The sequence below is a fragment of the Mesorhizobium sp. P2_A8 genome, from assembly GCF_056404935.1.
Genome location: NZ_JBFUDB010000010.1, coordinates 65,210 through 86,934 on the forward strand (window position 1 = coordinate 65,210; position 21,725 = coordinate 86,934).

The 21,725-nt window shown below is 63.8% G+C and carries 25 protein-coding genes; 16 read left to right on the top strand and 9 right to left on the bottom strand.

Translation table 11 applies throughout. From position 1 onward, the window contains the following. Window positions 1-59 precede the first annotated feature (59 nt). Window positions 60-1,733 carry an amidohydrolase gene (locus AC1D10_RS27480; protein ID WP_477277480.1) on the bottom strand — a complete coding sequence of 558 codons (1,674 nt, stop codon included), beginning with the start codon at window positions 1,731-1,733 and terminating at the stop codon, window positions 60-62. A gap of 251 nt (window positions 1,734-1,984) precedes the next feature. On the opposite strand from AC1D10_RS27480, the gene AC1D10_RS27485 reads away from it, so the two are divergent. After that, a complete protein-coding gene (locus AC1D10_RS27485; protein ID WP_477277482.1) occupies window positions 1,985-2,638 on the top strand; it encodes a TetR/AcrR family transcriptional regulator in 654 nt (217 codons plus the stop codon). 23 nt (window positions 2,639-2,661) lie between these two features. Beyond that, complete coding sequence (locus AC1D10_RS27490) at window positions 2,662-3,693, top strand: histone deacetylase family protein (protein WP_477277484.1); 1,032 nt, start codon at window positions 2,662-2,664, stop codon at window positions 3,691-3,693. A 92-nt stretch (window positions 3,694-3,785) separates the two neighbouring features. Here the strand turns inward: AC1D10_RS27490 and AC1D10_RS27495 are convergent, their stop codons facing one another. Then, window positions 3,786-4,973 (bottom strand): TMEM43 family protein, encoded by a 1,188-nt coding sequence (locus AC1D10_RS27495; RefSeq protein ID WP_477277486.1) that lies wholly within the window; start codon window positions 4,971-4,973, stop codon window positions 3,786-3,788. Between the two features lie 63 nt (window positions 4,974-5,036). After that, window positions 5,037-5,450 (bottom strand): hypothetical protein, encoded by a 414-nt coding sequence (locus tag AC1D10_RS27500; RefSeq protein ID WP_477277488.1) that lies wholly within the window; start codon window positions 5,448-5,450, stop codon window positions 5,037-5,039. Between the two features lie 506 nt (window positions 5,451-5,956). Between AC1D10_RS27500 and AC1D10_RS27505 the strand changes: the two genes are divergently transcribed. Continuing rightward, window positions 5,957-6,667 carry a helix-turn-helix transcriptional regulator gene (locus AC1D10_RS27505; RefSeq protein WP_477277490.1) on the top strand — a complete coding sequence of 237 codons (711 nt, stop codon included), beginning with the start codon at window positions 5,957-5,959 and terminating at the stop codon, window positions 6,665-6,667. Continuing rightward, complete coding sequence (locus AC1D10_RS27510) at window positions 6,664-7,434, top strand: helix-turn-helix transcriptional regulator (protein ID WP_477277492.1); 771 nt, start codon at window positions 6,664-6,666, stop codon at window positions 7,432-7,434. Before AC1D10_RS27505 ends, AC1D10_RS27510 begins: the two co-directional genes overlap by 4 nt. A gap of 97 nt (window positions 7,435-7,531) precedes the next feature. Here the strand turns inward: AC1D10_RS27510 and AC1D10_RS27515 are convergent, their stop codons facing one another. The 6 genes from AC1D10_RS27515 to motA are packed head-to-tail and all read right to left on the bottom strand — an operon-like array spanning window position 7,532 to window position 12,371. Further along, window positions 7,532-7,969: a hypothetical protein gene (locus tag AC1D10_RS27515; RefSeq protein ID WP_477277494.1), complete on the bottom strand. Its 438-nt coding sequence runs from the start codon at window positions 7,967-7,969 to the stop codon at window positions 7,532-7,534. Continuing rightward, window positions 7,966-9,048, bottom strand: a complete 1,083-nt coding sequence (gene flhB, locus AC1D10_RS27520; RefSeq protein ID WP_477277496.1) for a flagellar biosynthesis protein FlhB — start codon at window positions 9,046-9,048, stop codon at window positions 7,966-7,968. Before flhB ends, AC1D10_RS27515 begins: the two co-directional genes overlap by 4 nt. 9 nt (window positions 9,049-9,057) lie before the next feature. Further along, window positions 9,058-10,068, bottom strand: a complete 1,011-nt coding sequence (locus AC1D10_RS27525; RefSeq protein ID WP_477277498.1) for a flagellar motor switch protein FliG — start codon at window positions 10,066-10,068, stop codon at window positions 9,058-9,060. A gap of 43 nt (window positions 10,069-10,111) precedes the next feature. Beyond that, window positions 10,112-10,498: a flagellar motor switch protein FliN gene (fliN, locus tag AC1D10_RS27530; RefSeq protein ID WP_477277500.1), complete on the bottom strand. Its 387-nt coding sequence runs from the start codon at window positions 10,496-10,498 to the stop codon at window positions 10,112-10,114. A gap of 17 nt (window positions 10,499-10,515) precedes the next feature. Further along, the gene (locus AC1D10_RS27535; RefSeq protein ID WP_477277502.1) at window positions 10,516-11,463 is read right to left on the bottom strand and encodes a FliM/FliN family flagellar motor switch protein; all 948 of its coding nucleotides are present in this window, start codon (window positions 11,461-11,463) and stop codon (window positions 10,516-10,518) included. A 32-nt stretch (window positions 11,464-11,495) separates the two neighbouring features. Continuing rightward, window positions 11,496-12,371 (bottom strand): flagellar motor stator protein MotA, encoded by an 876-nt coding sequence (gene motA, locus AC1D10_RS27540; protein WP_379102494.1) that lies wholly within the window; start codon window positions 12,369-12,371, stop codon window positions 11,496-11,498. Window positions 12,372-12,518: 147 nt separating this feature from the next. Between motA and AC1D10_RS27545 the strand changes: the two genes are divergently transcribed. From AC1D10_RS27545 to flgH, 12 genes are all read left to right on the top strand, one after another. Then, window positions 12,519-13,640 (top strand): DUF1217 domain-containing protein, encoded by a 1,122-nt coding sequence (locus AC1D10_RS27545; protein ID WP_477277505.1) that lies wholly within the window; start codon window positions 12,519-12,521, stop codon window positions 13,638-13,640. Window positions 13,641-13,647: 7 nt separating this feature from the next. Next, entirely contained in the window at window positions 13,648-14,370 is a 723-nt protein-coding gene (gene flgF, locus AC1D10_RS27550; protein ID WP_477277507.1) for a flagellar basal-body rod protein FlgF, read from the top strand. 3 nt (window positions 14,371-14,373) lie between these two features. Then, complete coding sequence (gene fliI, locus AC1D10_RS27555) at window positions 14,374-15,792, top strand: flagellar protein export ATPase FliI (protein ID WP_477277509.1); 1,419 nt, start codon at window positions 14,374-14,376, stop codon at window positions 15,790-15,792. After that, entirely contained in the window at window positions 15,773-16,642 is an 870-nt protein-coding gene (locus AC1D10_RS27560; protein ID WP_477277511.1) for a hypothetical protein, read from the top strand. The genes fliI and AC1D10_RS27560 overlap by 20 nt, the downstream gene beginning before the upstream one ends. Before the next feature lie 85 nt (window positions 16,643-16,727). Continuing rightward, window positions 16,728-17,108 carry a flagellar basal body rod protein FlgB gene (flgB, locus tag AC1D10_RS27565; protein WP_477277513.1) on the top strand — a complete coding sequence of 127 codons (381 nt, stop codon included), beginning with the start codon at window positions 16,728-16,730 and terminating at the stop codon, window positions 17,106-17,108. A gap of 2 nt (window positions 17,109-17,110) precedes the next feature. Continuing rightward, window positions 17,111-17,527: a flagellar basal body rod protein FlgC gene (gene flgC / locus AC1D10_RS27570; protein WP_091577769.1), complete on the top strand. Its 417-nt coding sequence runs from the start codon at window positions 17,111-17,113 to the stop codon at window positions 17,525-17,527. Beyond that, window positions 17,527-17,853 carry a flagellar hook-basal body complex protein FliE gene (gene fliE / locus AC1D10_RS27575; protein WP_477277515.1) on the top strand — a complete coding sequence of 109 codons (327 nt, stop codon included), beginning with the start codon at window positions 17,527-17,529 and terminating at the stop codon, window positions 17,851-17,853. The genes flgC and fliE overlap by 1 nt, the downstream gene beginning before the upstream one ends. An 11-nt stretch (window positions 17,854-17,864) precedes the next feature. Continuing rightward, complete coding sequence (gene flgG, locus AC1D10_RS27580; RefSeq protein ID WP_379102508.1) at window positions 17,865-18,653, top strand: flagellar basal-body rod protein FlgG; 789 nt, start codon at window positions 17,865-17,867, stop codon at window positions 18,651-18,653. A 5-nt stretch (window positions 18,654-18,658) separates the two neighbouring features. Next, window positions 18,659-19,195, top strand: coding sequence for a flagellar basal body P-ring formation chaperone FlgA (flgA, locus tag AC1D10_RS27585; RefSeq protein WP_477277518.1), 537 nt, complete (start codon window positions 18,659-18,661; stop codon window positions 19,193-19,195). Then, the gene (locus tag AC1D10_RS27590; protein WP_477277520.1) at window positions 19,192-20,433 is read left to right on the top strand and encodes a flagellar basal body P-ring protein FlgI; all 1,242 of its coding nucleotides are present in this window, start codon (window positions 19,192-19,194) and stop codon (window positions 20,431-20,433) included. The genes flgA and AC1D10_RS27590 overlap by 4 nt, the downstream gene beginning before the upstream one ends. 3 nt (window positions 20,434-20,436) lie before the next feature. Further along, window positions 20,437-21,018, top strand: a complete 582-nt coding sequence (locus tag AC1D10_RS27595) for a MotE family protein (RefSeq protein ID WP_477277522.1) — start codon at window positions 20,437-20,439, stop codon at window positions 21,016-21,018. Then, complete coding sequence (gene flgH, locus AC1D10_RS27600; RefSeq protein WP_477277523.1) at window positions 21,015-21,722, top strand: flagellar basal body L-ring protein FlgH; 708 nt, start codon at window positions 21,015-21,017, stop codon at window positions 21,720-21,722. The genes AC1D10_RS27595 and flgH overlap by 4 nt, the downstream gene beginning before the upstream one ends. Window positions 21,723-21,725 lie beyond the last annotated feature (3 nt).

Here is a 21,725-nt window from a genome sequence, read left to right on the forward strand (position 1 = left end):
AGCCGGCTTGGCAACTGCGTAACTGAATCTTGATTCAAAAGGCAATTCCCATGCCACCGTCAGGCTTGATAAGTCACCTTGCCACCGCAAATCGTTGTCACCGGCCGCACCGTGTCCAGCGCTTCCGGCGCGGTCTTCTCGATATCGGCCGAGAGCACCACGAGATCCGCCAGATAGCCGGGCTTCAGACGGCCTTTGCGGTGCTCGGCGAATTCGGCATAGGCACCCTCTACCGTGTAGGCTGCAAGCGACTCTTGCAGCGAAAAGCTCTGGTCGGGATCGCCTTCTGCCCACGGTTTGCGCAGCATTGCCGCCTGAATGCCCAGGATTGGATCGACCGGCGATACCGGCCAGTCCGAAGCGAACACGACGCGCGCGCCAGCGGTCTTCAGCGTTCGCCAAGCGTAGCTCAGCGGCCATTTCTTGCGGCCGATGCGCGAGAGTGTCGGTTCGAGCGGAAAATTCAGCGCCCCTGGCGGATGCGGCGGCTGCATCGACGCAATGACACCGAGCTCGGCGAAGCGCGGCACATCGGCGTCGGTGGTGACTTCGATGTGCTCGATCCGATGCCGGCTGTCGCGTTTGCCGTTTGCCTTCCGCGCCGCCTCGTAGCCGTCCAGCACGGCGCGCACCGCGCCGTCGCCAATCGAATGCACCGCGATCTGCAGGCCGCGTCGGTCGGCCTCCACCGCCACTCGCGCGAAATGTTCTGGCGAAAATAGCGGCTCGCCGACCCAGTCCGGACGATCCGCATAGGGTTCGACCATCACCGCCGTCCATGAATCGAGCACACCGTCGTAGAATACCTTGACCATGCCCGACGACAGCCACTCCGATTTGTAGGTCGAAGCCATCGTCGATGCTTTTTCAAGCATGTCGAGGTCCATGAAGTTCTTGAAGTGGAAAGGAATTTGCGTGCGGCACAACAGCCGCCCTTCCTGTTCGAGGCCGGCAAGCAGTTCGAGCTGGTAGAGGTTGCCATCCATGTTCTGGATCGAGGTGATGCCGTGGCGGGCACACCATTCCAGCCCGCGATGCATCAGGTCACGGTCAGCCGCGAGTTCTTCGGCGGATGGATAAGGGTGCGGCTCCTCGCCCGTCAGCCCGAGCCGCGTTCGGTTCTGACCGTAGAACTCCAGGATCGGACCGAACGCTTCACCCTCACGCAATTCGCCGGACGCCAGTCCATCCGCGCCCATGACGATTTCGTTGCCCGGCCCCACTCGCTTGCCGTGAAGCAGGCCAGCCTCCTCCAGTGCCTTGGTGTTGGCCCACATGGTGTGATGGTCGGAAGCCGACATGGCGAAGGGACGGTCGGGAATGATCCTGTCGAGATGATGGCGCGTGACCGGCTCGGGCAGTATCGCATAGTCGACGCCGGCGCCAACCAGCAGCTTTACGTTCGGCCGTTTCGCTGCAAAGGCCTGGATCGAATCGCGCAGGGCATCGAAGCCATGCACGCCTGCCAGATACAGATTGTCGAGTTCCGCGGCGCCGCCGAAAAGATGCATATGGGCTTCGATAAAGCCCGGGATCACTGAACCGCCCTTGGCGTCGATGACCTTGGTGGCCGGTCCCTTGAGCTCTTCGATGGAGGCGCGGCTGCCAATGGCGATGATGGCGCCGTCCTTGACGGCAACAGCCTCGGTAGCGGGATTGTCAACGTCCATGGTCAGCACACGACCGTTGATGACGATCAGATCAGCACTATGACCCGCACCCGTGACAGACATCGCGACTCCGCGCTTTTGACGACTGACTGATACCGACAACCCGTGCCCACGACCGGCCACTCCACTGGAGCGGCGCTATGGGAAAAAAATGATGCCGGCACGCTGTCTTCGAAATTCCCCTTGTTATCCCTGAAGACAGCGTGGATAAAGAATGCGACTAATTATTCGCGTTTGTCAACATGCGGAATTTGTATTGCGGACAGCACCCTCCGCGTGCGTTGGGACCGGGCGGGGAACGAGGACATCAGGCAGTGAAGCGCAGTCTCGACCGCATAACCAGGATAGCGCTCGAGCCGCGCAAGCAGCCGCGGCAACAACGGTCGAGCAAGGTGGTCGACAGGATTCTCGACGCGGCTCTGATCTTGACGCGGGAGCAAGGAACCAAGACGCCGACGACGCTTGCCATTGCGCAGCGCGCGGGCCTGTCGGTCGGTTCGGTCTACCAATATTTTCCCAACAAGGAGGCAATTCTTCTGGACCTCGCCCGGCGCTGGCTGTCATCCTTTCCCGAGGTGATCGCGAAACGAATCAAGGTCGCACCGCCCACCAACCGCGAAGAGTTTCGGCGGGAAGTGCGCAAGCTCTTCATCGACACGTCCAGGCTCTATCTCGAAAACGCCAGCCTGATGCCGGTGATCGAGGCTATTTCAGGCAACGCCGACCTCAGGCCGATCCAGAACGAATATGACGACCAGATCATCGCCCTCTACGCGGCTTGGCTGCGGCATGTGAACCCGGCTCTTGAAGACAAGATCGCCAGCCGGCTCGGCGTGGTGATGATGGAGGTCGGGCACGTCTGCCGGCTTGTGGGGCTGAAGAAGGATCGCAAGACGTTCGACCTCATCGAGGACGATGTGGAAACCATGTGGCTCGCTCTGGTGAGCCCCTATCTCGATCTTGACTGATTTCGCACTTCGAGAGGAATTCTATGAAAACTGTCTATTCGCCGCTTCATGCTGGCCATACCGGCCAGATGGAACTTGTCACCGCTGCCATCGTGCCGGGTTTCGAAAAGCCTTCGCGGGCCGAATTCATCAGGGCGCGGGTCGAAAGCGAAAAGCTGGGTCCGATCGTCCTGCCGCTTGAGCACGACCTTGCCGCCGCCAAGCGGATCCACAAGGCCGACTACATCGACTTCCTGCCGACGGTCTGGCCGCAATGGGTAGAAGCCGGTTTCAAGGGCTCGGCAATGCCCTTCACCTGGCCGACGCGCGGCCTGCGCGGCGACGTACCGCCAAAGCGTATCGAAGGCCTGCTCGGCTACTATTCCTTCGATGCCGGCGCCACCTTCGTCGAAGGCACATGGGCCGCGATCAAATCGTCCTATGACGTGGCGCTGACCGCCGCCGGCCTGATCAAGGGCGGCGAGGCATCCGCCTTCGCGCTTTGCCGTCCGCCCGGCCATCACGCAGGGGCCGGATTCATGGGCGGCTATTGCTTCATCAACAACGCCGCAGTCGCCGCGCAATGGTTCCGCGACCAGGGCGCCAGCCGCGTCTCCATCCTCGATGTCGACTACCACCATGGCAACGGCACGCAGGAAATCTTCTATGACCGCGCCGACGTGCAGGTCCTAAATCTGCACGGCGATCCGATGGTCGAGTATCCGTTCTTCCTCGGCCATGCCGATGAACGCGGCGCCGGCGCCGGCGAGGGCTTCAACATCAACTATCCGATGCCCTTCGGCACCGGCTGGGACGCCTGGAACGCCTCGCTCGAGGATGCCTGCGCCAAGCTTACTGCTTACGCGCCGGATGTCGTCGTCGTCTCGCTCGGCGTCGACACCTTCGAGAAGGACCCGATCAGCCAGTTCAAGCTGAAGATATCAGACTATCCCAAGATCGGCCGCCGCATCGCCAGGCTCGGCCTGCCGACGCTGTTCGTCATGGAAGGCGGTTATGCCGTCGAGGAGATCGGCGTCAACGCCGTTGGCGTGCTGACCGGATTTGAAGACAGGTAGATGCCTGTCGCCCAAAGTGTGCAGCGGTTTGGGGCAACGACAGGCATATGCAAAAACCAGGACCGGGCAGCAACGCCGCCCGGCTCTCGCGATCAGGTGCCGGTGCTCGGCACGACCGCTGGTGCGGCTGCCTTGCGCGAGCGCCCGAGATAGTAGACCACCGCCGCCGCGATGATGCCGGCGACCAGGATACCCGCCGCAAGCAGCGGCCGATACCAGAACCAGGCGATGGCGATCGTCGTCGTGCCGACCAGGATCGCCAGGAAGAAGGCGATGATGCCGGTTCCCATCCGGGCCATGCTGCCGAGGAACGGTATGACGTCGAGGATGACGCCGATCGGGCTGAGGAACAGCGCAAAGCCGATCGTCAGCAACAGCAGGCCAGCGGCACGCAGTAGCCAGGTAGTCAGCGTGTTTGCGCTGACCGCTTCGGCAAACATCTTGTCGGCCGGGACAGTGCCGGTGTCGACCATCAGCAATTGGTCGCCGGCCACCGTCTGGTAAGGCTCGAACCGGCTGCCGGCCTGGCGCCCCACGATGCTGACCACGCCGAGCGGCGCCAACTCGTAGCCGATGCGGTAGTCGCCCAGCGCCGGCGTTGTCGTGTCGACGCCGAGATAGATCTTGCCGTCGACGATGTTGAGCGGCCGGGCGCCCGTGTACGCGGCCTTGATCGCAGCCGACTGGTTGGCCGACAGCGAATAGTCCTTGTCGCCCTCGATGCGATCAAGCACCGGCGTGTCGAGCGTGAATGCGCCAAGCTTGCCTTCCGGGATCTGGAAGGTCCGGCTGTGGATCGCCATCGACGGATTCTGGTGGCCATCCGGCTTCTTGAAATCCGACGAGTCGATCTGGCTGTCGTCCCAAACCTTCGAATAGCTGTAGGTGGTCACCGTCTCTTCGCCGCCGCCAAGCTTCTTGGTGGTCTCGGATTTGGACTCTTCCTTCCACTGGTACATCTCGACATCGCGCGACAGACGCAGCCCTTGCGCCGCAATGCCGAAGTCCGGATCTGACAGGCCACTATCCGTCGTCACCGGCCCACTGACATGCACCAGTTTGCCGTCATTGGCGGCATCGACGTTGTCGGCGCTGGCCGAAACCACGGCGCCGGCCCCTTCGGCCAGCGAGCGTGCCGTCTGCACCGCGCGGCCCTCGTTCCAGAACAGCCCGATCACCATCAGCACGATCAAGAGCAGGCCGAAGATGACCCCACCGACCGCGCGCTTGATCCGCCCGAACCACGAGACGGATGTTACTTCCCGAAATGAATCGCTCATCGTTTCCCCCGAAACCAACAGTGCCAAGATTTGCGCGCGGCCGGCGGCCGCGCATGTAACCGATCAATCGGCGTGGATCTGCGCGCCGCAATCCTTTGCTACAGTGCAGGAATGCACCGCGCGCGTCGTGCCGCCGTCGCCGACCCGCCATGGCGAGGCGGACAGCGGCGCCTGCTGCTTGCCACCGAGAAGATCAAGCGCCCGCATCGCCGTCTGCTCGCCTTCATCGCCGCGCTTGACGATCTCGACATCCCTGAGGCCGATCGCGGCAAGTTGCGGCATCACCACGTCCGGATCGCCTGCCACCACGATCAGTGACGGATCGAGCGACGACAGTGCCAGCGCCTGTTTCTGCACCGCGTCGAGCGTCAGCTGGGTGCGCACTGTCATCCGGCTCTGCTGGTCCGCCAGCGTCGAACCGGAGCCGACGGCGCCTATCAGCGAACCAAACAGGCCGGCCGAGGTCTCCCGCTTCATGATCATCCCCATGCCGATGGCCGCGAACAAGCGCTGGCCGTCTCGCCCAGTCCGACCGACGGGACGCCCATCCCTGCCGGTCGGCGAAACCTATCGGAATCGATCGGCCCTCGATACCGCAGCTTCGCAATATCGTCCGGCTTTTTCGTGTCGGCGTATCAGTGACCCCCAGAGTCGCGAAAAGGCTTGCGAGCCCGCCTCTGAGTCGCACACGAGTCCACCAGATTCGTTTTTGTCAAATCGCGTTTGATGTCGGATTCATCTGCGGGTAGATTAGACCCGAATCAGCCGGTCCTTGGGGGGCGCGGCGACCACCCAAAGTCTCACGTTCCGGAGATTTTCCGGCACCAGACGCGGACGGCTTCGCGTTCCCTGAATGGATTCGGATCTGGTTGGCGCAGCTCTGCGCCATGAGTGTGTCTTCGTCAAAGTAATGCGTATTCGGGTTCGGCGGCTGGCACCCAGCATCCGGACGGCAGAAACGATTCCGGCCAAAAGCAACAAGAATGAGCAGTCCCGCCGCGCTTCTTCAATCCGACACATTGGGCTCGCGCCTGACGTCGCGCGGTGATCTCACCAGCTTTTTCATGCAACTGACCGCCGAGATCGGCGCCGACAGCTACATGCTGGTTGCAATTGTCCACGACCAGGACCGCAACGATGCGCGCATCGTTTCGTCAAACTGGATTTTCGACGCCATCGAGCTGACCGGCAAGCGGCTGATCGCCGGGCTTGCGCAAGGTGCGCTCACCGTCGCGCCCGGCATCCGCCCGAGACCGCTTGTAGCCTCCCAGGCACCCGAGGCAGACGGATTGGTCACCGGCGAGGAGGCGCGGCTTCTCGACGTGCTCGGCCATGCCGAGATCTATTCGCTCCGGCTGAATGTCGGCCGCCAGCGCCTGTTCGCGCTGTTTTCGGCCGCAACCGCCGGCAAGATCGACCAGCCGGCGCTGATGCGGGCGCAGTTGAAGTGCTGCTACGCGCTCTCGCACATCCCGCAATTGATTGCCGCCGCCGCCATGCAGGACCCGCTGTCGGATCGTGAGCGCGAATGCCTGTTCTGGGTCTCCGAAGGCAAGACCACCGACGAGGTTGCCGTCATCCTTGGCGTCTCCTCCAACACCGTCAACAGCTACATCACCCACGCCATCCAGAAATTCGCGGCCAGCAACCGCGCGATGGCCATCGCCACGGCGATCAGGAGCGGCATCATTTGAAACACGCCGATATCAAGGAGGCTGCCGAAGCCCTTTTCAACGAGCAGCGCAATCCGTTCGGCGCCTTCTCGCTCGGCTCCGAAACCCATCACGCCGTCACCATTCCCGACGCCGTGCGCCGCTGCCGCTGGATCGCTGTCGACATCAACGCCTCGGCCTTCGGCCTGTTCTTCGTCAGCCCCTCGCCCGAACGGGCACGGCTCGTCCCTTGTCTTGATTCCGACTATCCCGGCATTGCGGTGGCAACGAAGTTCATTTCAGGCGCCAATGGCGAGGAGATCGTGCGCCACACCCGGAACTCGACGGAGCCGCGCTGGTGGACGGACGACGGGGTCGCCGCCATCGCGGAGGCGTTCGGCAATCTCGCCTGGACCGAACAGATGGCGCCGCTGGCGCCCGGCACCAGCGGCATCGCCTTCCCTGTCCATGCCGATCGCGGGCAATGCGGCCTCGTCGTATTCCTGGGGTCCGAGATCGCCCTGCCGCAGGACGCCCTCTACGAAATCCACGCCCGCTGCTTTTCATTGTTCGCCGCCGTCGCCCGCATCCGCCCGATCGAAGCCGGCCGCATGCGCGCGATCTCCAAGCGTGAGCTCGAATGCCTGAAGCTGACCGCCAATGGCAACACAAGCGAGGAGATCGCACGGCTTCTGAAGCTTTCGGTGCACACCGCCAACCAGTACCTGACTCAGTCGACCCAGAAGCTCAACGCCGTCAACCGCAACCAGGCCGTTGCCAAGGCGTTGCGGCTGGGCCTGATCGAATAGGGCAATTCCAATGCATGTCGCCAAAAAGTGGACCCGGTTCTGGGAAAACGACATGCATGAAAACAACGGCGTGTAGCGGCTCGGAAGCGACTGATGGTCAGCGAAAGGCCAGCGGCTCGACCTTGCGGATACGCGCCTGTTCGATCACCGCCTCGAGCAGGGCCGTGTTGTGCTCGGGATCCTCGCCCGGCTTCTCGAACGACACGTAGTTGACCATCACCGAGGCGCCAAGTTCGCTCAGCGTCAGCTGGAAATAGACGGTGACACCCGGCGGCCTCAGCTCCAGATCGAGCACGATGCGCGGGCTGCCGCTCCAGTCGACATGCGCCTCGGCGCCATGGCCGAGCCGCAGCGTGCCCGGCATGAAGAACAGCTCCACAGCCGAGTCGACCAGATCCGACAGGCACGCGAAATGCTCCAGCCGGATGAAGGCGATGTAGTCGGCGACATCGATCAGCCTGAGTTCCGCCACCACTTGCTCGATGGCGCTGGCGACGATGATCTCGCGGGATTTTGCGTGCGGTTGCCGGTTCATGAAATCTGTCTGCGCTCAGCCTTTTTCGAGTAGACGATCCGCACCAGTTCGGCGACGGCCTGATAGAATTGCGATGGGATCACACTATCGACCGAAACTTGCTTGTACATGGAGCGGGCGAGCGCCACGTCCTCGAAGATCGGGATGTTGTGTTCCCGCGCGATCTCGCGGATCTTCAGCGCCACCAGGTCCTGCCCCTTGGCCAGCACGATCGGTGCCGAATCCTCGTCGCGCACATATTTCAGCGCGATTGAGAAGTGCGTCGGGTTGGCGATGATCAGTGTCGCGCGCGGCACCGCCGTCATCATCCGTTTGCGTGCCCGGTCGCGCGCCAGCGAGCGCAGCCGCGACTTGACGATCGGATCGCCCTCGGACTGCTTGAACTCGTCCTTGACCTCCTGCTTGCTCATGCGCAGGTCCTGCTTCCAGTGGAAGCGCGACCAGACGAGGTCGACCGCCGCGATCAGTCCCATGACGAAGACGATCGCCACCAGGATGTCGACGGCAATGCCACGGATCACGAGGCCGAAGGCAACCGGATTGGTGATCATGCCGGCGAGCAGCTTGCGGTGGTCTTCCGACAGCGTGAAGCTCAGCACGACGATGGCAAAACCGACCTTGCCGAGTGCCTTGAGGAACTCGACCCAACCCTGAATGCCGAACAGCCTGCTCCAGCCCTTGGCAATCGAGATGCGCGAGAGTTGCGGCCGTACCCGCTCGCCGACGAATTGCGGCATGTTCTGGAACACCGAGGCGCCAACACCGGCAACGGTCAACAGCACCAGCAGGCTGACCACGGCGCGGCCCACCTCGAGGAGGACGATCTTGTAGAGCGCGATGACATCGGTTTCGGTGTCCATCGGCCAGGCTTCCGGCTTCTCCAGGAACATCGACAGGAACATGCCGAGATCGATGACCGCGTCCTTGGCGTAGAAGACGGTGAACACCAGTATGGCGACGAAGGATGCCAGCAGCGCCGTTTCCCGCGAATGGGGCAGCTTGCCCTGTTCGATGGTGTCGCGGATCTTCTTTTCCGTCGCCTCTTCGGTTTTCGAATCCTTGTCGACCGCGTCAGCCATGTCGCGGTCTTAGGCGGCGTTCCGGGTCGAGGGGAGCTCGAAGGCGCCTTCGCGCGACAACCGGATCGTCGTCGTCACGATCGTCTTGCGCGCCGCGGTGATGTCGGCAAGGGCAACGCCCTCCGACCCTTGTCCGAGCTCGGCTTCGATCATCCGCCGCGACCGCGCGCCGATCGCCGACAGCACGGATTCGGCAAGTCCCGCCTGCGCGCCGCGCAAGGCCAGCGTGACCAGTTCGGTCGACAGCCCGTCGAACAGCAGCACCCGCGCTTTCTGGGTCAGCAGCGGAAGGTCGTCGAAGGCGAACAGGCGGGCCCGGACGCCGTCGAGATCGGGCGTGCCGGCGGCCTCCAGATCCTGCATGACCTCCTCGAGCAGCGGCTTGTCCAGTTCATTGAGCACGCTGGCGACACGCGCCTGGCCGGCCGACGTGTCCTTGGTCGAGGTTTCCGTCAGCACGCTGCTGCGCAGTCGGTTTTCGACGATCCTGCTGGCGGCGTCGGGAACGTTGGCGATCGTCACCATGCGCTTGATGATCTCGCCGCGCGTTGCCTTGGTCAGCGTCAGGAGCACGCCCGCTGCCGTTTGCGGCGCCAGCTTCGACAACACCATGGCCGCGGTCTGCGGATGTTCGCCGGCGAGGAACGCGCCAAGCCGCGCCGGTTCGAGCTTTTCGAGCTCGGGCCAGATCGGCGGCGGGCCTTCCGGCGCGGCCTCGAATTTCTTGTCGCCCATGATCGCGCTCATCTCTTCGGGCGAGAGCGATTCATTGAGGATGGTGTCCATCCTGTCGGCGGAATCGAGCAATCCCGCCCCTTCGGTGAACTCGGCCTCGAACTCGGCGACGATGCGCTCGAGATCACTTTGCGGAATGGTCCGCAGCAGCCGGGCGCCCTCGATCAGCGCCTTCAATTCTTCCTGCTTGAAGAATTTCAAAAGACGGCTGGCCGATGGCTTGCCCATCGCCACCAATATGGCGGCCGCCTTCTGCGCGCGGGTCAGGGTCACTGGCGTCGTCATGCCTCTCGCCTCCGCTGCCACCGGCAAGCCCCGCAATCCATGTCTAGGCGCCCTTCGTGCCGGCGATGATTTCGGTCAGCCTGATGCCGAAGCGCGACGGATCGCTTTCCAGCACGGTGATCTCGCCGCGCGCGATCTTGCGGCCGTTGACCACGACGTCGACAGGTTCGCCGATGCGGCGGTTGAGCGCCACCGTCGACCCCTTCTGCAGCGCCATCAGGTCGGAGACCGGCATCTCGGTGCTGCCGAGGATGATCTGGACATCCACCGGGATGTTCATGATGACGCTCGAATTGGCACCGGAAGCGGCCCTCAACGCCGCATCGGGGCGCCTTTCCTCTTCATGCAGGACCCCGCGCAATTCTTCGATGGCACGGTCGAGCTGCTCGTCCGGCTGGTCGAGGTCGGCTTCCGCCTTGGTGTTGGCCATGCGTCGTCTCCAAATGCTCAGGCGCGTCCGGCGGAAGCCGGCATCAGCCCGTCGATAAAATCCTGCCCGGCATCGTAGGGATGCCTGATCCGGACGGTGTAATTCTGCCCCAGTTTACCGAACTCGCACACGAACAGCGTTTGGCCGCGCGCGCTGAGACGCGCCTGCGACTGCGCCGTTTCCTCGAATTCGATGATCTGGCCGATTTCGAAACCGGCGAGGTCGCCGAGCGTCAGCCGCGCCAGCGGCATGGTGGCCTCGAGCGCCACGGCGGAGCGCATCACCTCTTCCGAAAAGCGCGCGCGCCAGCTGGAGCTGTGATCGTCGTCGCTGACAGCGGCGGCACCGTCGCGGCTGGCCAGCACGACACGCTGCGGCATCGTCACCGTGACGGTGCCGCTGTCGGCCGGCGTCGAGATGCCAAGGACGATGCGGACTGCCGCACCATCGCGCAGCACGTGCCGTTTCGCCTCGGTGCCCGACATCGCCCGCGGCGCCGGCAGGCGCAGGTCGAGCGAGCGCCGTCCCGATCCGTTGAGGGCCTGCGCGACCTGCTGGAACACCATGGTCGAGACATCGACTTCGATCTGCGACAGATCGCGCTCTATCGGAGATGCAGGCATATCCGGGTCGCCGCCGAACAGCGTGCAGATCATGATCGCGATCGCCGGCGCATCGATCACCAGGGTCATCGCATCGGAGGACGTGGATGATGCGACGATGGTCATGGCAAACGTATCGCCGGCACGCGAGCGCGCCTCCGCGACGCGGCTGACCTCGACCGCCCTGAGATCGACGGTGACCGGAACGCCAAGTTCACTGGTGAGGCTCTTCTGCAGCAGCGGTGCGGCTCGCTCGGCCATGGCCCGGCCGGTGCCGATGACCTGGGCGGCCTCGCCGCTGTCGCCGACGAGACGCTCGATGATCAGCGAGCGCGCTTCCGCTGGGCTGCCCGGACTGGTCATGACAGTGCAGGGACCGATCTGTCGCGCATCGTTCAGGCGGCCTTCTTATCGACGGTGCCGGTGTTCATCGTGCTCTGCTCGACGGCGTCGATCGTCGGCCGTTCATAGGACGAGATGGTCTTGCGGCCGAACTCGATCGCCACCTGCGGCAGTGCGCCGTTCATGTAGGCCAGCAGCGTCTGCTTGACAATGATGTAGAGGCGGTTCTTCTTCTCGCGCACCGTCTTGATCTTGGTGGCGACCGGTCCGACCACAGAATAGGACAGGAAGATGCCGAGGAACGTTCCGACAAGTGCTGCACCAATCAGGCCGCCGAGGATTTCCGGCGACTGGTCGAGCGCGCCCATCGCCTTGACCACGCCAAGCACGGCGGCGACGATGCCGAGCGCTGGCAGGCCGTCACCGACCGCCACCATTGCGTGATAGGCCTTCATCTTGTCCGACTTGATGGTCTGGATTTCCTCGTCCATCAGCGCCTCGATCTCGTGCGAGCGGGCATTGCCGATGATGATGATGCGGCAGTAGTCGCAGATGAAATGCGTCAGGTCATGGTTATGCAGCACGGTCGGAAAGGCCTGGAAGATCGCCGATTCCTCGGGATTGTCGATATGCGCCTCGACCTCGCTCCGGGATTTTGACCGCAACTCTCGCATCAGTGAGTGCAGCACGCCGAGCGTTTCGAGATAGTCCTGTTCCTTCGGCACCGCCTGCTTGAAGGCTTCGAGAATGCCTTTGCCGGTGTCCTTGACTGTCTTCATTGGATTGGCGACGAGGAAGGTGCCAAAAGCTGCGCCACAGATGATCACTGCTTCCCATGGCTGTATCAGCACGTGAAGATGACCGCCCATGGCCATAAAGCCGCCGAGGACGCAGCCGAGCGTTACCACCAGTCCAATCAGAATGCCCACGAGAGGTCCTTCCGCATTTCACAACAGGAGCAAGGGATAGCCCCCGTGCCTTGTGTGAGGCTTGAATCGAAGCCCGCGGATCCGATTCAGTTTCGCGCAAGGAAGTGGGGCTATTGTGCTGACATAGCTTCGGCCGGAGGCACGTTTTTGCTTAATACCTTTACCAGCTACCAGCTCATCACCAAGGACATCTCGCAGTCGCTCGACAGGATCGAGCAGCAGCCCGTGGTTGACCGCGATACCAAATATTATCTCGCCAACATCACCAAGGTGAAATCGATCGACGATTTCGTCAACAATGACCGGCTGTTCAAATATGCCATGAAGGCCTACGGGCTCGAGGACATGGACTACGCCAAGGCCTTCATGGTCAAGGCATTGAAGGAAGGTGTCTCCGACCCCGACAGTTTCGCCAACAAGCTGACCGACAAGCGCTACGCCGATTTTGTCAGCGCCTTCAACTTCGCCGCCAACGGCGCCGATGCGACCATCTACAACAAGGCGCAGCAGATGGTGACCAAGAACTACGCCACGCAGGCGGAGATCGCTGGCCTCGATCCGGACTCCGACTACGTGAAGGGCGAGACGACATACTATCTCGCCAACATCACGAAGGTGAAGTCGATCGACGATCTGATGTCGAACAACCGGCTCTACACATACGCCCTCGCCTCATTCGGTCTCGATTCGGCGACCGAGGACAAGGATCTCATCAAGCAGGTTCTGCAGGGCGGGGTCCGCGACCCCGACAGCGTCGCCAACAAGATGACGGACAAGACCTACGCCGCACTCGCCTCCACCTTCAACTTCGAAGCCTATGGCGAAAACGCCACCACCATCAATCCGGCGCAGCAACCGACGGTCGACAAGTACATGCGCCAGACCCTCGAAGAGAGTGCCGGCCAGACCAACCAGGGTGTGCGGCTGGCGCTTTACTTCGACCGCAAGGCGCCAACCATCACCAGCTGGTACGACGTGCTGGCCGACACCGCCCTTGCCAGCGTGGTGCGCACCGCGCTCGGCCTCCCCGATTCCTTCGCCTCCGCGAATATCGACAAGCAGGCGCAGCTGTTCGAGCAGAAACTCGACATCTCGGATTTCTCCGACCCCGAGAAGCTCGGCAAGTTCCTGACACGCTTCACCAGCATGTACGAGATCAACAATCCGACCTCATCGGCCGTCACCTCGGTCAGCGTGCTGTTTGCCCAGCCGATCACGGTCGGCATTTCCACCGACCTGATGATGGCCATGCAGAAACTGAGGTCCTGAGAGCATCATGCGGGACAGCCTCTACGTCGCCCTTTCCTCGCAGATCGCGCTCGAGCGCCGCCTCGACACGATCGCCGACAATGTCGCCAACGCCTCGACGATCGGCTTTCGCGCCACCGGCGTGAAATTCGAGGACGTCGTGTCAGGCACCGGATCGAAATCGGTGTCCTTCGCATCCTCGGGCAAGACCTATCTTTCCGGCGCAAACGGCGCGTTGACCGAGACCGGGAATCCGTTCGACTTCGCCATCCAGGGCGATGCTTGGTTCGCCATCGATACGCCGGTCGGCACCGTCATGACCCGCGACGGGCGCTTTTCGATGAACGAGAATGGCGAGCTTATGTCGATCGAGGGCCACCCGGTGCTCGATGCCGGTGGTGCGCCGATCCAGCTCGACCCCCGCAACGGTCCGCCCAAGGCCGGTGCCGACGGCTCGCTGCGCCAGAACGATCAGCTTGTTGGTTCCATCGGCGTCTACACTTTCGACCCAGGTGAGAATTTCGTCCGCTACGGCAATTCAGGCATCGTTCCAGCACGCACGCCAGAGCCGGTCACGGATCGCTCCGATACCGGGATCGCCCAGGGATTTCTCGAGGAATCCAATGTCAATCCGGTGCTGGAGATCACCCGGCTGATCATGGTGCAGCGCGCTTTCGAGAACACCGCCGCGCTGATGCGGCAGACGGATTCCTCCACCGACGAGGCGATCAAGACGCTCGGCTCGAAATAGTCCATGTCGCTCGACCAGCCATCCCTGCGCGCACCCGAAAGACAGCTCCAGCCGGCGCCGGAAGACCGGCTTGCCGCGCTGGAACGGGTATGGCGGCGTTTCGCCGACACCGAGGCGCTGCTCAAGCGCGGCGGCCGCGTCACCGAGGTCACGTCCACGCACTACAAGGTGCACGGCCTTTCCGACTTCGCCAGGCTGGGCGACATCGTCGAGCAGCGCGGCCATGCCGGCACGCGTCGCGGCGAGATCGTCAAGATCGGCCGCGACGAGATTGTCGTAGCACCCTTCGAACGCAGCGCCGATGCCGGCATCGGTGACGCCGTGTTCCGCCGCGGTCCGCTCGCGGTGGCGCCGCATGCCTCGTGGCGCGGTCGCACCGTCGACGCGCTCACCAGGGCGATCGACGGCGGCTCGCCACTGGTCAGGGGTGACGATACCTCGAGGGGGGCCCAGACGACGCCCGGCGCCATGGCACGGCAGCGCGTCGGCACCGCCTTCATGACCGGCGTCAAGGTCATCGACATCTTCACGCCGCTTTGCCTCGGCCAGCGCCTCGGCATCTTTGCCGGCTCCGGCGTCGGCAAGTCGACGCTGCTCGCCATGCTCGCCGGCGCCGATGCATTCGACACCGTCGTCGTGGCGCTGATCGGCGAACGCGGCCGCGAAGTCCGCGAATTCCTCGAGGACACCATCGGCGACAGCATGGCCAAGACCGTTGCAGTCGTCGCCACCAGCGACGAGAGCGCCATGATGCGCCGGCGTGCGCCGGACACCGCCATGCGCGTCGCCGAGCATTTTCGCGACCAGGGCCACCGCGTGCTTTTGGTGCTGGATTCGATCACCCGCTTCGCCCATGCCTTGCGCGAGGTGGCGACGGGAACTGGCGAGCCGCCGGTCGCCCGCGGCTATCCGGCCTCGGTGTTCACCGAACTGCCCAAGCTGCTCGAGCGCGCCGGGCCCGGCGCGGAGGGCCCCGGGGTTGAAGGTCGGGGGTCGATCACCGCCGTCATTTCCGTGCTGGTCGACGGCGACGACCACAACGACCCGGTCGCCGATTCCGTGCGCGGCATTCTCGATGGTCATGTCGTGCTCGACCGCGCGATCGCCGAACAGGGCCGCTATCCGCCGGTCAACCCGCTGTCGTCCATATCGCGGCTGGCCGGCAAGGCCTGGAGCGCCGAACAGCGTGCGCTGGTGACAAGGCTGAAGTCGATGATCGCCCGCTTCGAGGACACGCGCGATATCCGTCTGCTGGGTGCCTATCAGGGCGGCGTCGACGCCGAACTCGATATCGCCGTGCGTCAGGTGCCGCTGATCTACGAGGCGCTGACGCAATCGCCCAAGGACCGCCCGTCAGCCGAACCGTTCTCCGATCTCGCCCGCCACCTCAAGGGTAAGCTGAATGCCGATGCAGGAGACTGAACGCCAGTACACCGAGCGGATCTTGCGCGAGATGATCGCCGAGGCCAACGCTGCGGAGGAAGCCAGAGCTGCCGAAGCCAGAGTCGCCAGGGCAACGGCTGCCCGCGCCATAGCTGCGAAAGCCGAGGCTGTTCTAGCCAGGGCTGCCAAGCCAATCCTGCCCAGGGTTGCCAAGCCAATCCTGCCCAGGGTTGCCAAAGCCGAGCCTGTTCTGTCGAGAGCTGCCGAGCCCGCTTTGCCCAGGGTTCCCCAGGCAGCGGCTGCCGAGAGGACGCAGGCCAGCCGCGACTCGCTGATCGACGGCCTGTTCCCGGTCACCGAATGGCCGCAGCCGCCAAAGGCGCAGTTTCCCAGGTTGAAAAAAAAGTCCGACCGACGCAGCGATTTCGTCGTTGCCGCGCTCGGCCTCACGCTCGGGCTGATCTGCGCCCTGTTTCCCTGGTACATCTTCTTCAACCAGGAACAATTCGGCGTCCAGGCGATCAAGTTCGGCGGCACCGGCAGCAACTCGGGACGGGCGGGTGGTGGTGTGGTCGCCCAACGCAGCGCGCCGTTGACGGCAAAAGACGTTCCGGCGGCCAATCTCGATCTGCTTGCCACGGGAACCGTGCAGGATGATGCCAATCCCGCGCCGGCGCCCAATGAGCAACCGTTTCCGGCGGACGCCGCGAAATTCCGCATGGTTCATGTCGCCAATGGCCGCGCCATGATCGAGGACGACGCCGGACTGTGGATCGTCCAGCGTGGCTCGATACTGCCCGACTCGAGCCTGGTGTCCTCCATCGAGCAGCGCAACGGCAAATGGGTCATGGTCACCAGCACCGACCAGGTGATCGAACTCTCCAGGTAAAACGCCCCGTCTCGGGCGTCCGGCCATCCGCAAGGTCCGCGCAAGACTGGCGGCCTAGTCTTCGGGAACCCGCCCGGAGATTCCCATGGAGCCCGTTTCCCTTTTCGACCTCGCCGCGAAGCAAGCGCAATGGCTGGCCGTGCGCCAGTCCGCCATCGCCGGCAACATCGCCAACGCGAACACGCCGGGCTACACGGCCAACGATGTCGAGCCGTTCGAAAAGGTGCTCGACCGCACCGCGGTATCGCTGCAGGCCACGCAGGCCGGCCATCTCGGCAACGCCGCGACCAATGCCGGCTTCACCATCAGGCCGCAGGAAGGCGACGGCGTTGTCATGCCGTCCAAGAACTCGGTGGTGCTGGAAGACCAGCTGATGAAAGCCGGCGAGGTGCGCCGCTCCTTCGAGCTCAACACGGCGATCGTCAAGGCGTTCCATTCGATGATGATGATGGCGGTGAAAACCTGACCATGGACGCGCTCACAGCAGCCCTCAAAGTCGCAGCATCCGGCCTCGGCGCCCAATCGGAGCGCCTGCGCGTGGTTTCGGAAAACCTGGCCAACGCTCAGTCGACCGGCACCACACCCGGCTCCGATCCCTATCGCCGCAAGACCATCAGCTTCGTCTCCGAGCTCGACCGGACCTCCGGCAGCTCGACGGTCGCGGTGAATTCCATCGATCGTGATCCGAGCGACTTTCCGGTCGAGTTCCAGCCCGGCAACGAGGCCGCCGACGATAAGGGCTACGTCAAGATGCCCAACGTCAACGTGCTGATCGAAATGGCCGACATGACCGAGGCCAACCGCTCCTACGAAGCCAATCTTCAGGTCGTCAAGCAGGCACGCGACCTGATTTCCATGACCATCGACCTGATGAGGAACCAGTAATGATCAGCGGCATCGGAGCCCTTCAGTTCAAGTCATCGATTGGCGGCGACGACGCGGTAACGAGCCTGCTCCAGGGCGGCGCGACACCCTCGGCCGGCGGCAACATCGGCAGCTCCTTCGCCGAGGCGCTGAGCCAGGCGGCCTCCAAGACCGTCAACACCATGCAGAATGCCGAGCAGGTGTCGATGCAGGCGCTCAAGGGCGACGCCGACACCCGCCAGGTGGTCGACGCCGTGATGAGCGCGCAGCAGGCGCTTCAGACCGCCGTCGCCATCCGCGACAAGGTGGTTTCCGCCTATCTCGAAGTCAGTCGAATGGGCATCTGAGGAATTCCGCCATGAAAGCACTCGCCATCGCCGCCACCGGCATGAATGCCCAGCAGACAAATCTGGAAGTCATCGCCAACAACATCGCCAACATCAACACCACCGGCTACAAGCGCGCCCGCGCCGAATTCTCCGACCTGCTCTATCAGGTCGACCGCACGCAGGGCGTGCCCAACCGCTCCAACGCCTCGCTGGTGCCGGAGGGCGTCTCGATCGGCCTCGGCGTCAAGACGACGGCCGTGCGCAACGTCCACACCCAGGGCGAACTGACCAGCACCGGCAACAGTTTCGATATGGCGCTGACCGGCAGGGGCTGGTTCCAGATCGAGGGCGCCGACGGCGGCACGCTGTACAGCCGCGCCGGCGCCTTCAACACCAACGCCACCGGCCAGTTGGTTACGGTCGACGGCGCCACCGTCATTCCCGCCATCACCGTTCCCACCGACGCCGTCGAGGTCATCGTCAACAAGACCGGACAGGTCTTCGCCCGTATCGACGGCCAGACCGACCTGCAGACCCTCGGCCAGCTCCAGATCGCCAATTTCGCCAACGAGGCGGGCCTGGCGCCGCTCGGCGACAACCTGTTCCAGGAAACCACGGCTTCCGGCCCGGCGAATGTCGGCGTGCCCGGCGATCCCGGCTTTGCCACCATCGAGCAGGGCTATCTCGAGGCCTCCAACGTCGACCCGGTCAAGGAAATCACCGAACTGATCTCGGCGCAGCGCGCCTATGAGATGAATTCCAAGGTCATCCAGGCCGCCGACGACATGGCCTCCGTCGTTTCCAAGAACATCAGGTAGGGATGATGGCCATGCCGATCCCCTGTTCCGCGCTCCGCCGCACCGCGCTCGTCCTTGCGCTGGTGGCCGGCGGCATGCCGGCTTTCGCCCAGGAATCGGCAAACCAGTCGACAGACCAATCGGCCACTCAGATCGCCAGCAATCAACCTGTAGGCGAGGTTATCTTGATCCCCAACCGGGTCATCTATCCCGGCGAGACCATCGAGCTCGCCGCCCTGAAACAGGTGACCCTCATTGCCGGCAAACACAAGCCGGACGCGGTCGCCACGCGGGCCGAGGAACTCGACGGCAAGGTCGCCAAGCGCACGCTGCTGCCCGGCCGCTACATCCCCTCCGCCGCCATCCGTGAAGCGTGGCTGGTCGAACAGGGCGCGTCCGTGCAGGTCTTCTTCATCGCCGGCGGACTGACGATCTCGGCCACCGCGGTGACTTTGCAGCCGGGTGCTGCCGGCGACCTCGTCAAGGTCCGCAACATCGACAGCGGCAAGATCCTGTCCGGCACGGTGATGGCGGATGGGACCATCCAGGTCAGCGCTTCATGATGCGCGGACTTGCCCTGATACTGGCAGCCGTGCTCGGCTTGCAGCCGGCGCTGGCCGACGGCCTGACGCTCAAGGCCAAGCGCGAGCTCGCCGCCAAGAATGGCGGGGTCTACGACGATCCCGAATACAATCCGGCCACCACCAGCCGCATGTTCCGGGTCTCGTCCGGACCGAGTTCGCTGCCGCCGGGCCAGGTCGCCTCGCGCATCAAGGACATCGCCCAGCTGCAGAGTTCGCGCGACAACCAGCTGGTCGGCTACGGCCTGGTCATCGGGCTTGCCGGATCGGGCGACAGCCTGCGCAACTCGCCGTTCACCGAACAGTCGATCCGCGCCATGCTCGAAAATCTCGGCATCGCCACCGAAGGCGGCAGCGCGCGCGCCAAGAATGTCGCCGCCGTCATCGTCACCGCCAACATGCCGCCCTACGTGCAGTCGGGCGCCCGCATCGACATCGACGTCTCCTCGATGGGCGACGCGACCTCGCTCGCCGGCGGCACGCTGATCATGACGCCCTTGAAGGCGGCGGACGGCGAGATCTATGCCGTCGGCCAGGGCTCGGTCATCGTTTCCGGCTTCACCGCCAAGGGTCAGGCCGAGCAGCTGACGCAAGGCGTGCCGACCTCCGGTCGCGTGCCGAACGGTGCCATCGTCGAGCGCGCGGTGCAGGCCGAGTTCGATGATCAGGCGACGCTGACGCTGCAATTGCGCAATCCCGACTTCTCGACCGCCATTCGCATCGCCGACGCCATCAACGACTATACCAGCCAGCGCTTCGGCATGCGGGTGGCGGCTGAGCGCGATTCCCGCACGGTGCAGATCAGAAGGCCGAAGGGTGTTTCGGCGGCCCGCTTCTATGCCGAGATCGAAAACCTGGTGGTCGAATCCGATACGCCGGCCCGTGTCGTCATCGACGAGCGCACCGGCACCATCGTCATCGGCAACGACGTCAAGATCTCACGGGTCGCCATCAGCCACGGCACGCTCACCGTGCGCATCACCGAGGCGCCACGCGTCGTGCAGCCCGAGCCCTTCTCCAAGGGTGAGACCGCCGTCGAGCCGTTCACCGCCATCGAAGCCAACCGGCCCGATGCCCGCGTCGCCGTGCTTGATGGACCCGATCTCGAAACGCTCGTTTCCGGCCTCAACCGTCTCGGCGTCAAGCCGGACGGTATCATTGCCATTCTGCAGGGCATCAAGTCGGCCGGCGCCCTGCAGGCCGACCTGGTTCTGCAATAGGCGATGCCGATGACGCGCTCCCTCTCACATCATGCAAGACGCCGCCCCGCTGCAATCCTGTTCGCGGTTGTCGCCGCCATGTCCTTTCCCGGCAGCGCCGCACACGGCGAGGAGACGGTTCGGCAGGTCCTGCCGGGCGCACCGGTCGCCGAGGCCCCACAGCAATTGACGCGGGAAAAGGCGTCGGACCAAAGCGAGATCGAGCGCTTCTGCTCCAACATCGCCGACGCGGCCCGGGACCGCCGCTATGCCTTGCAGGCGGAAGAGATGAAGCAGCTCCAGGCCGGCATCGACCAGCGCATGAAGGCGCTGGAGGAGAAGCGGGCCGAATACGAGACCTGGCTGAAACGGCGCGAGGTTTTCCTGGCCCGGGCCGAGGACGGCGTCGTCCAGATCTATGCCGGCATGAAGCCCGACGCTGCCGCCGAACGGCTGGCCATCGTCAACGCCGATCTGGCGGCGGCGATCTTGATGAAGCTCGATTCACGCAAGGCGAGCGTCATCCTCAACGAAATGGACCAGAAGGCGGCGGCAACGCTCACCGGCATCATGGCCAGCGCAGCCCGAAGGGTAGATCCGTCATGATCCGCAAAATGCTCCTCCTGTGCGCGGTCGCCGGGCTGTCTGGCTGCGGAACCAATCTGAAGGAGGTCGGCAAGGAGCCGGCCCTGTCCCCGGTCGGCTCCGGCATCGATGGCGGCAACACCTCGTCCCTCTATCGCTATCCCGAAACGCCGCCCGCGCCGGTCCGGAAATTCTCGTTATGGGATGACCGCCAGAGCAGGCTGTTCACCGACCCCCGGGCGCTGTCGCAGGGTGACATCCTGACCGTCAAGATCAAGATCAACGACAGGGCCAACTTCAAGAATCAGAACGACCGGAGCCGCACCGCCAACCGCAAGCTCGGCTACGACCTCAGCGCGCAGTGGGACAAGTGGAGCACCGCTGGCAAGGGCGCTGGCGCTCTCACCTCCACCACGGACACGACCGCCGACGGCGAGATCAAGCGCTCGGAAACCCTGGAGCTCAATGTCGCTGCCATCGTCATCGATGTCCTGCCGAACGGCAATTTGATGATCAAGGGATCGCAGGAAGTGCGCGTCAACGCCGAGCTCAGGGTGCTGACCATCGCCGGCATCGTGCGGCCGGCCGACATCGGCGCCGAGAACACCATCCCCTACGAACGCATCGCCGAAGCACGCATCTCCTACGGCGGACGCGGCCGCATCACCGAGGTCCAGCAACCTGCCTACGGCCAGCAGGTTCTCGACCAGGTTCTTCCGTTCTAGGAT

Bases quoted from the DNA above. Each gene is read 5' to 3' on its own strand.
- AC1D10_RS27480 (WP_477277480.1), bottom strand. From the start codon at position 1,733: ATGTCTGTCACGGGTGCGGGTCATAGTGCTGATCTGATCGTCATCAAC.
- AC1D10_RS27535 (WP_477277502.1), bottom strand. From the start codon at position 11,463: ATGACCAGTCCGGGCAGCCCAGCGGAAGCGCGCTCGCTGATCATCGAG.
- fliN (WP_477277500.1), bottom strand. From the start codon at position 10,498: ATGGCCAACACCAAGGCGGAAGCCGACCTCGACCAGCCGGACGAGCAG.
- AC1D10_RS27490 (WP_477277484.1), top strand. From the start codon at position 2,662: ATGAAAACTGTCTATTCGCCGCTTCATGCTGGCCATACCGGCCAGATG.
- AC1D10_RS27505 (WP_477277490.1), top strand. From the start codon at position 5,957: ATGAGCAGTCCCGCCGCGCTTCTTCAATCCGACACATTGGGCTCGCGC.
- AC1D10_RS27590 (WP_477277520.1), top strand. From the start codon at position 19,192: ATGATGCGCGGACTTGCCCTGATACTGGCAGCCGTGCTCGGCTTGCAG.
- flgC (WP_091577769.1), top strand. From the start codon at position 17,111: ATGGACGCGCTCACAGCAGCCCTCAAAGTCGCAGCATCCGGCCTCGGC.
- AC1D10_RS27500 (WP_477277488.1), bottom strand. From the start codon at position 5,450: ATGAAGCGGGAGACCTCGGCCGGCCTGTTTGGTTCGCTGATAGGCGCC.
- fliI (WP_477277509.1), top strand. From the start codon at position 14,374: ATGTCGCTCGACCAGCCATCCCTGCGCGCACCCGAAAGACAGCTCCAG.
- AC1D10_RS27595 (WP_477277522.1), top strand. From the start codon at position 20,437: ATGCCGATGACGCGCTCCCTCTCACATCATGCAAGACGCCGCCCCGCT.
- AC1D10_RS27560 (WP_477277511.1), top strand. From the start codon at position 15,773: ATGCCGATGCAGGAGACTGAACGCCAGTACACCGAGCGGATCTTGCGC.
- AC1D10_RS27525 (WP_477277498.1), bottom strand. From the start codon at position 10,068: ATGACGACGCCAGTGACCCTGACCCGCGCGCAGAAGGCGGCCGCCATA.
- flgG (WP_379102508.1), top strand. From the start codon at position 17,865: ATGAAAGCACTCGCCATCGCCGCCACCGGCATGAATGCCCAGCAGACA.
- flgF (WP_477277507.1), top strand. From the start codon at position 13,648: ATGCGGGACAGCCTCTACGTCGCCCTTTCCTCGCAGATCGCGCTCGAG.
- AC1D10_RS27495 (WP_477277486.1), bottom strand. From the start codon at position 4,973: ATGAGCGATTCATTTCGGGAAGTAACATCCGTCTCGTGGTTCGGGCGG.
- flgA (WP_477277518.1), top strand. From the start codon at position 18,659: ATGGCCATGCCGATCCCCTGTTCCGCGCTCCGCCGCACCGCGCTCGTC.
- AC1D10_RS27515 (WP_477277494.1), bottom strand. From the start codon at position 7,969: ATGAACCGGCAACCGCACGCAAAATCCCGCGAGATCATCGTCGCCAGC.
- fliE (WP_477277515.1), top strand. From the start codon at position 17,527: ATGATCAGCGGCATCGGAGCCCTTCAGTTCAAGTCATCGATTGGCGGC.
- flhB (WP_477277496.1), bottom strand. From the start codon at position 9,048: ATGGCTGACGCGGTCGACAAGGATTCGAAAACCGAAGAGGCGACGGAA.
- flgB (WP_477277513.1), top strand. From the start codon at position 16,728: ATGGAGCCCGTTTCCCTTTTCGACCTCGCCGCGAAGCAAGCGCAATGG.
- flgH (WP_477277523.1), top strand. From the start codon at position 21,015: ATGATCCGCAAAATGCTCCTCCTGTGCGCGGTCGCCGGGCTGTCTGGC.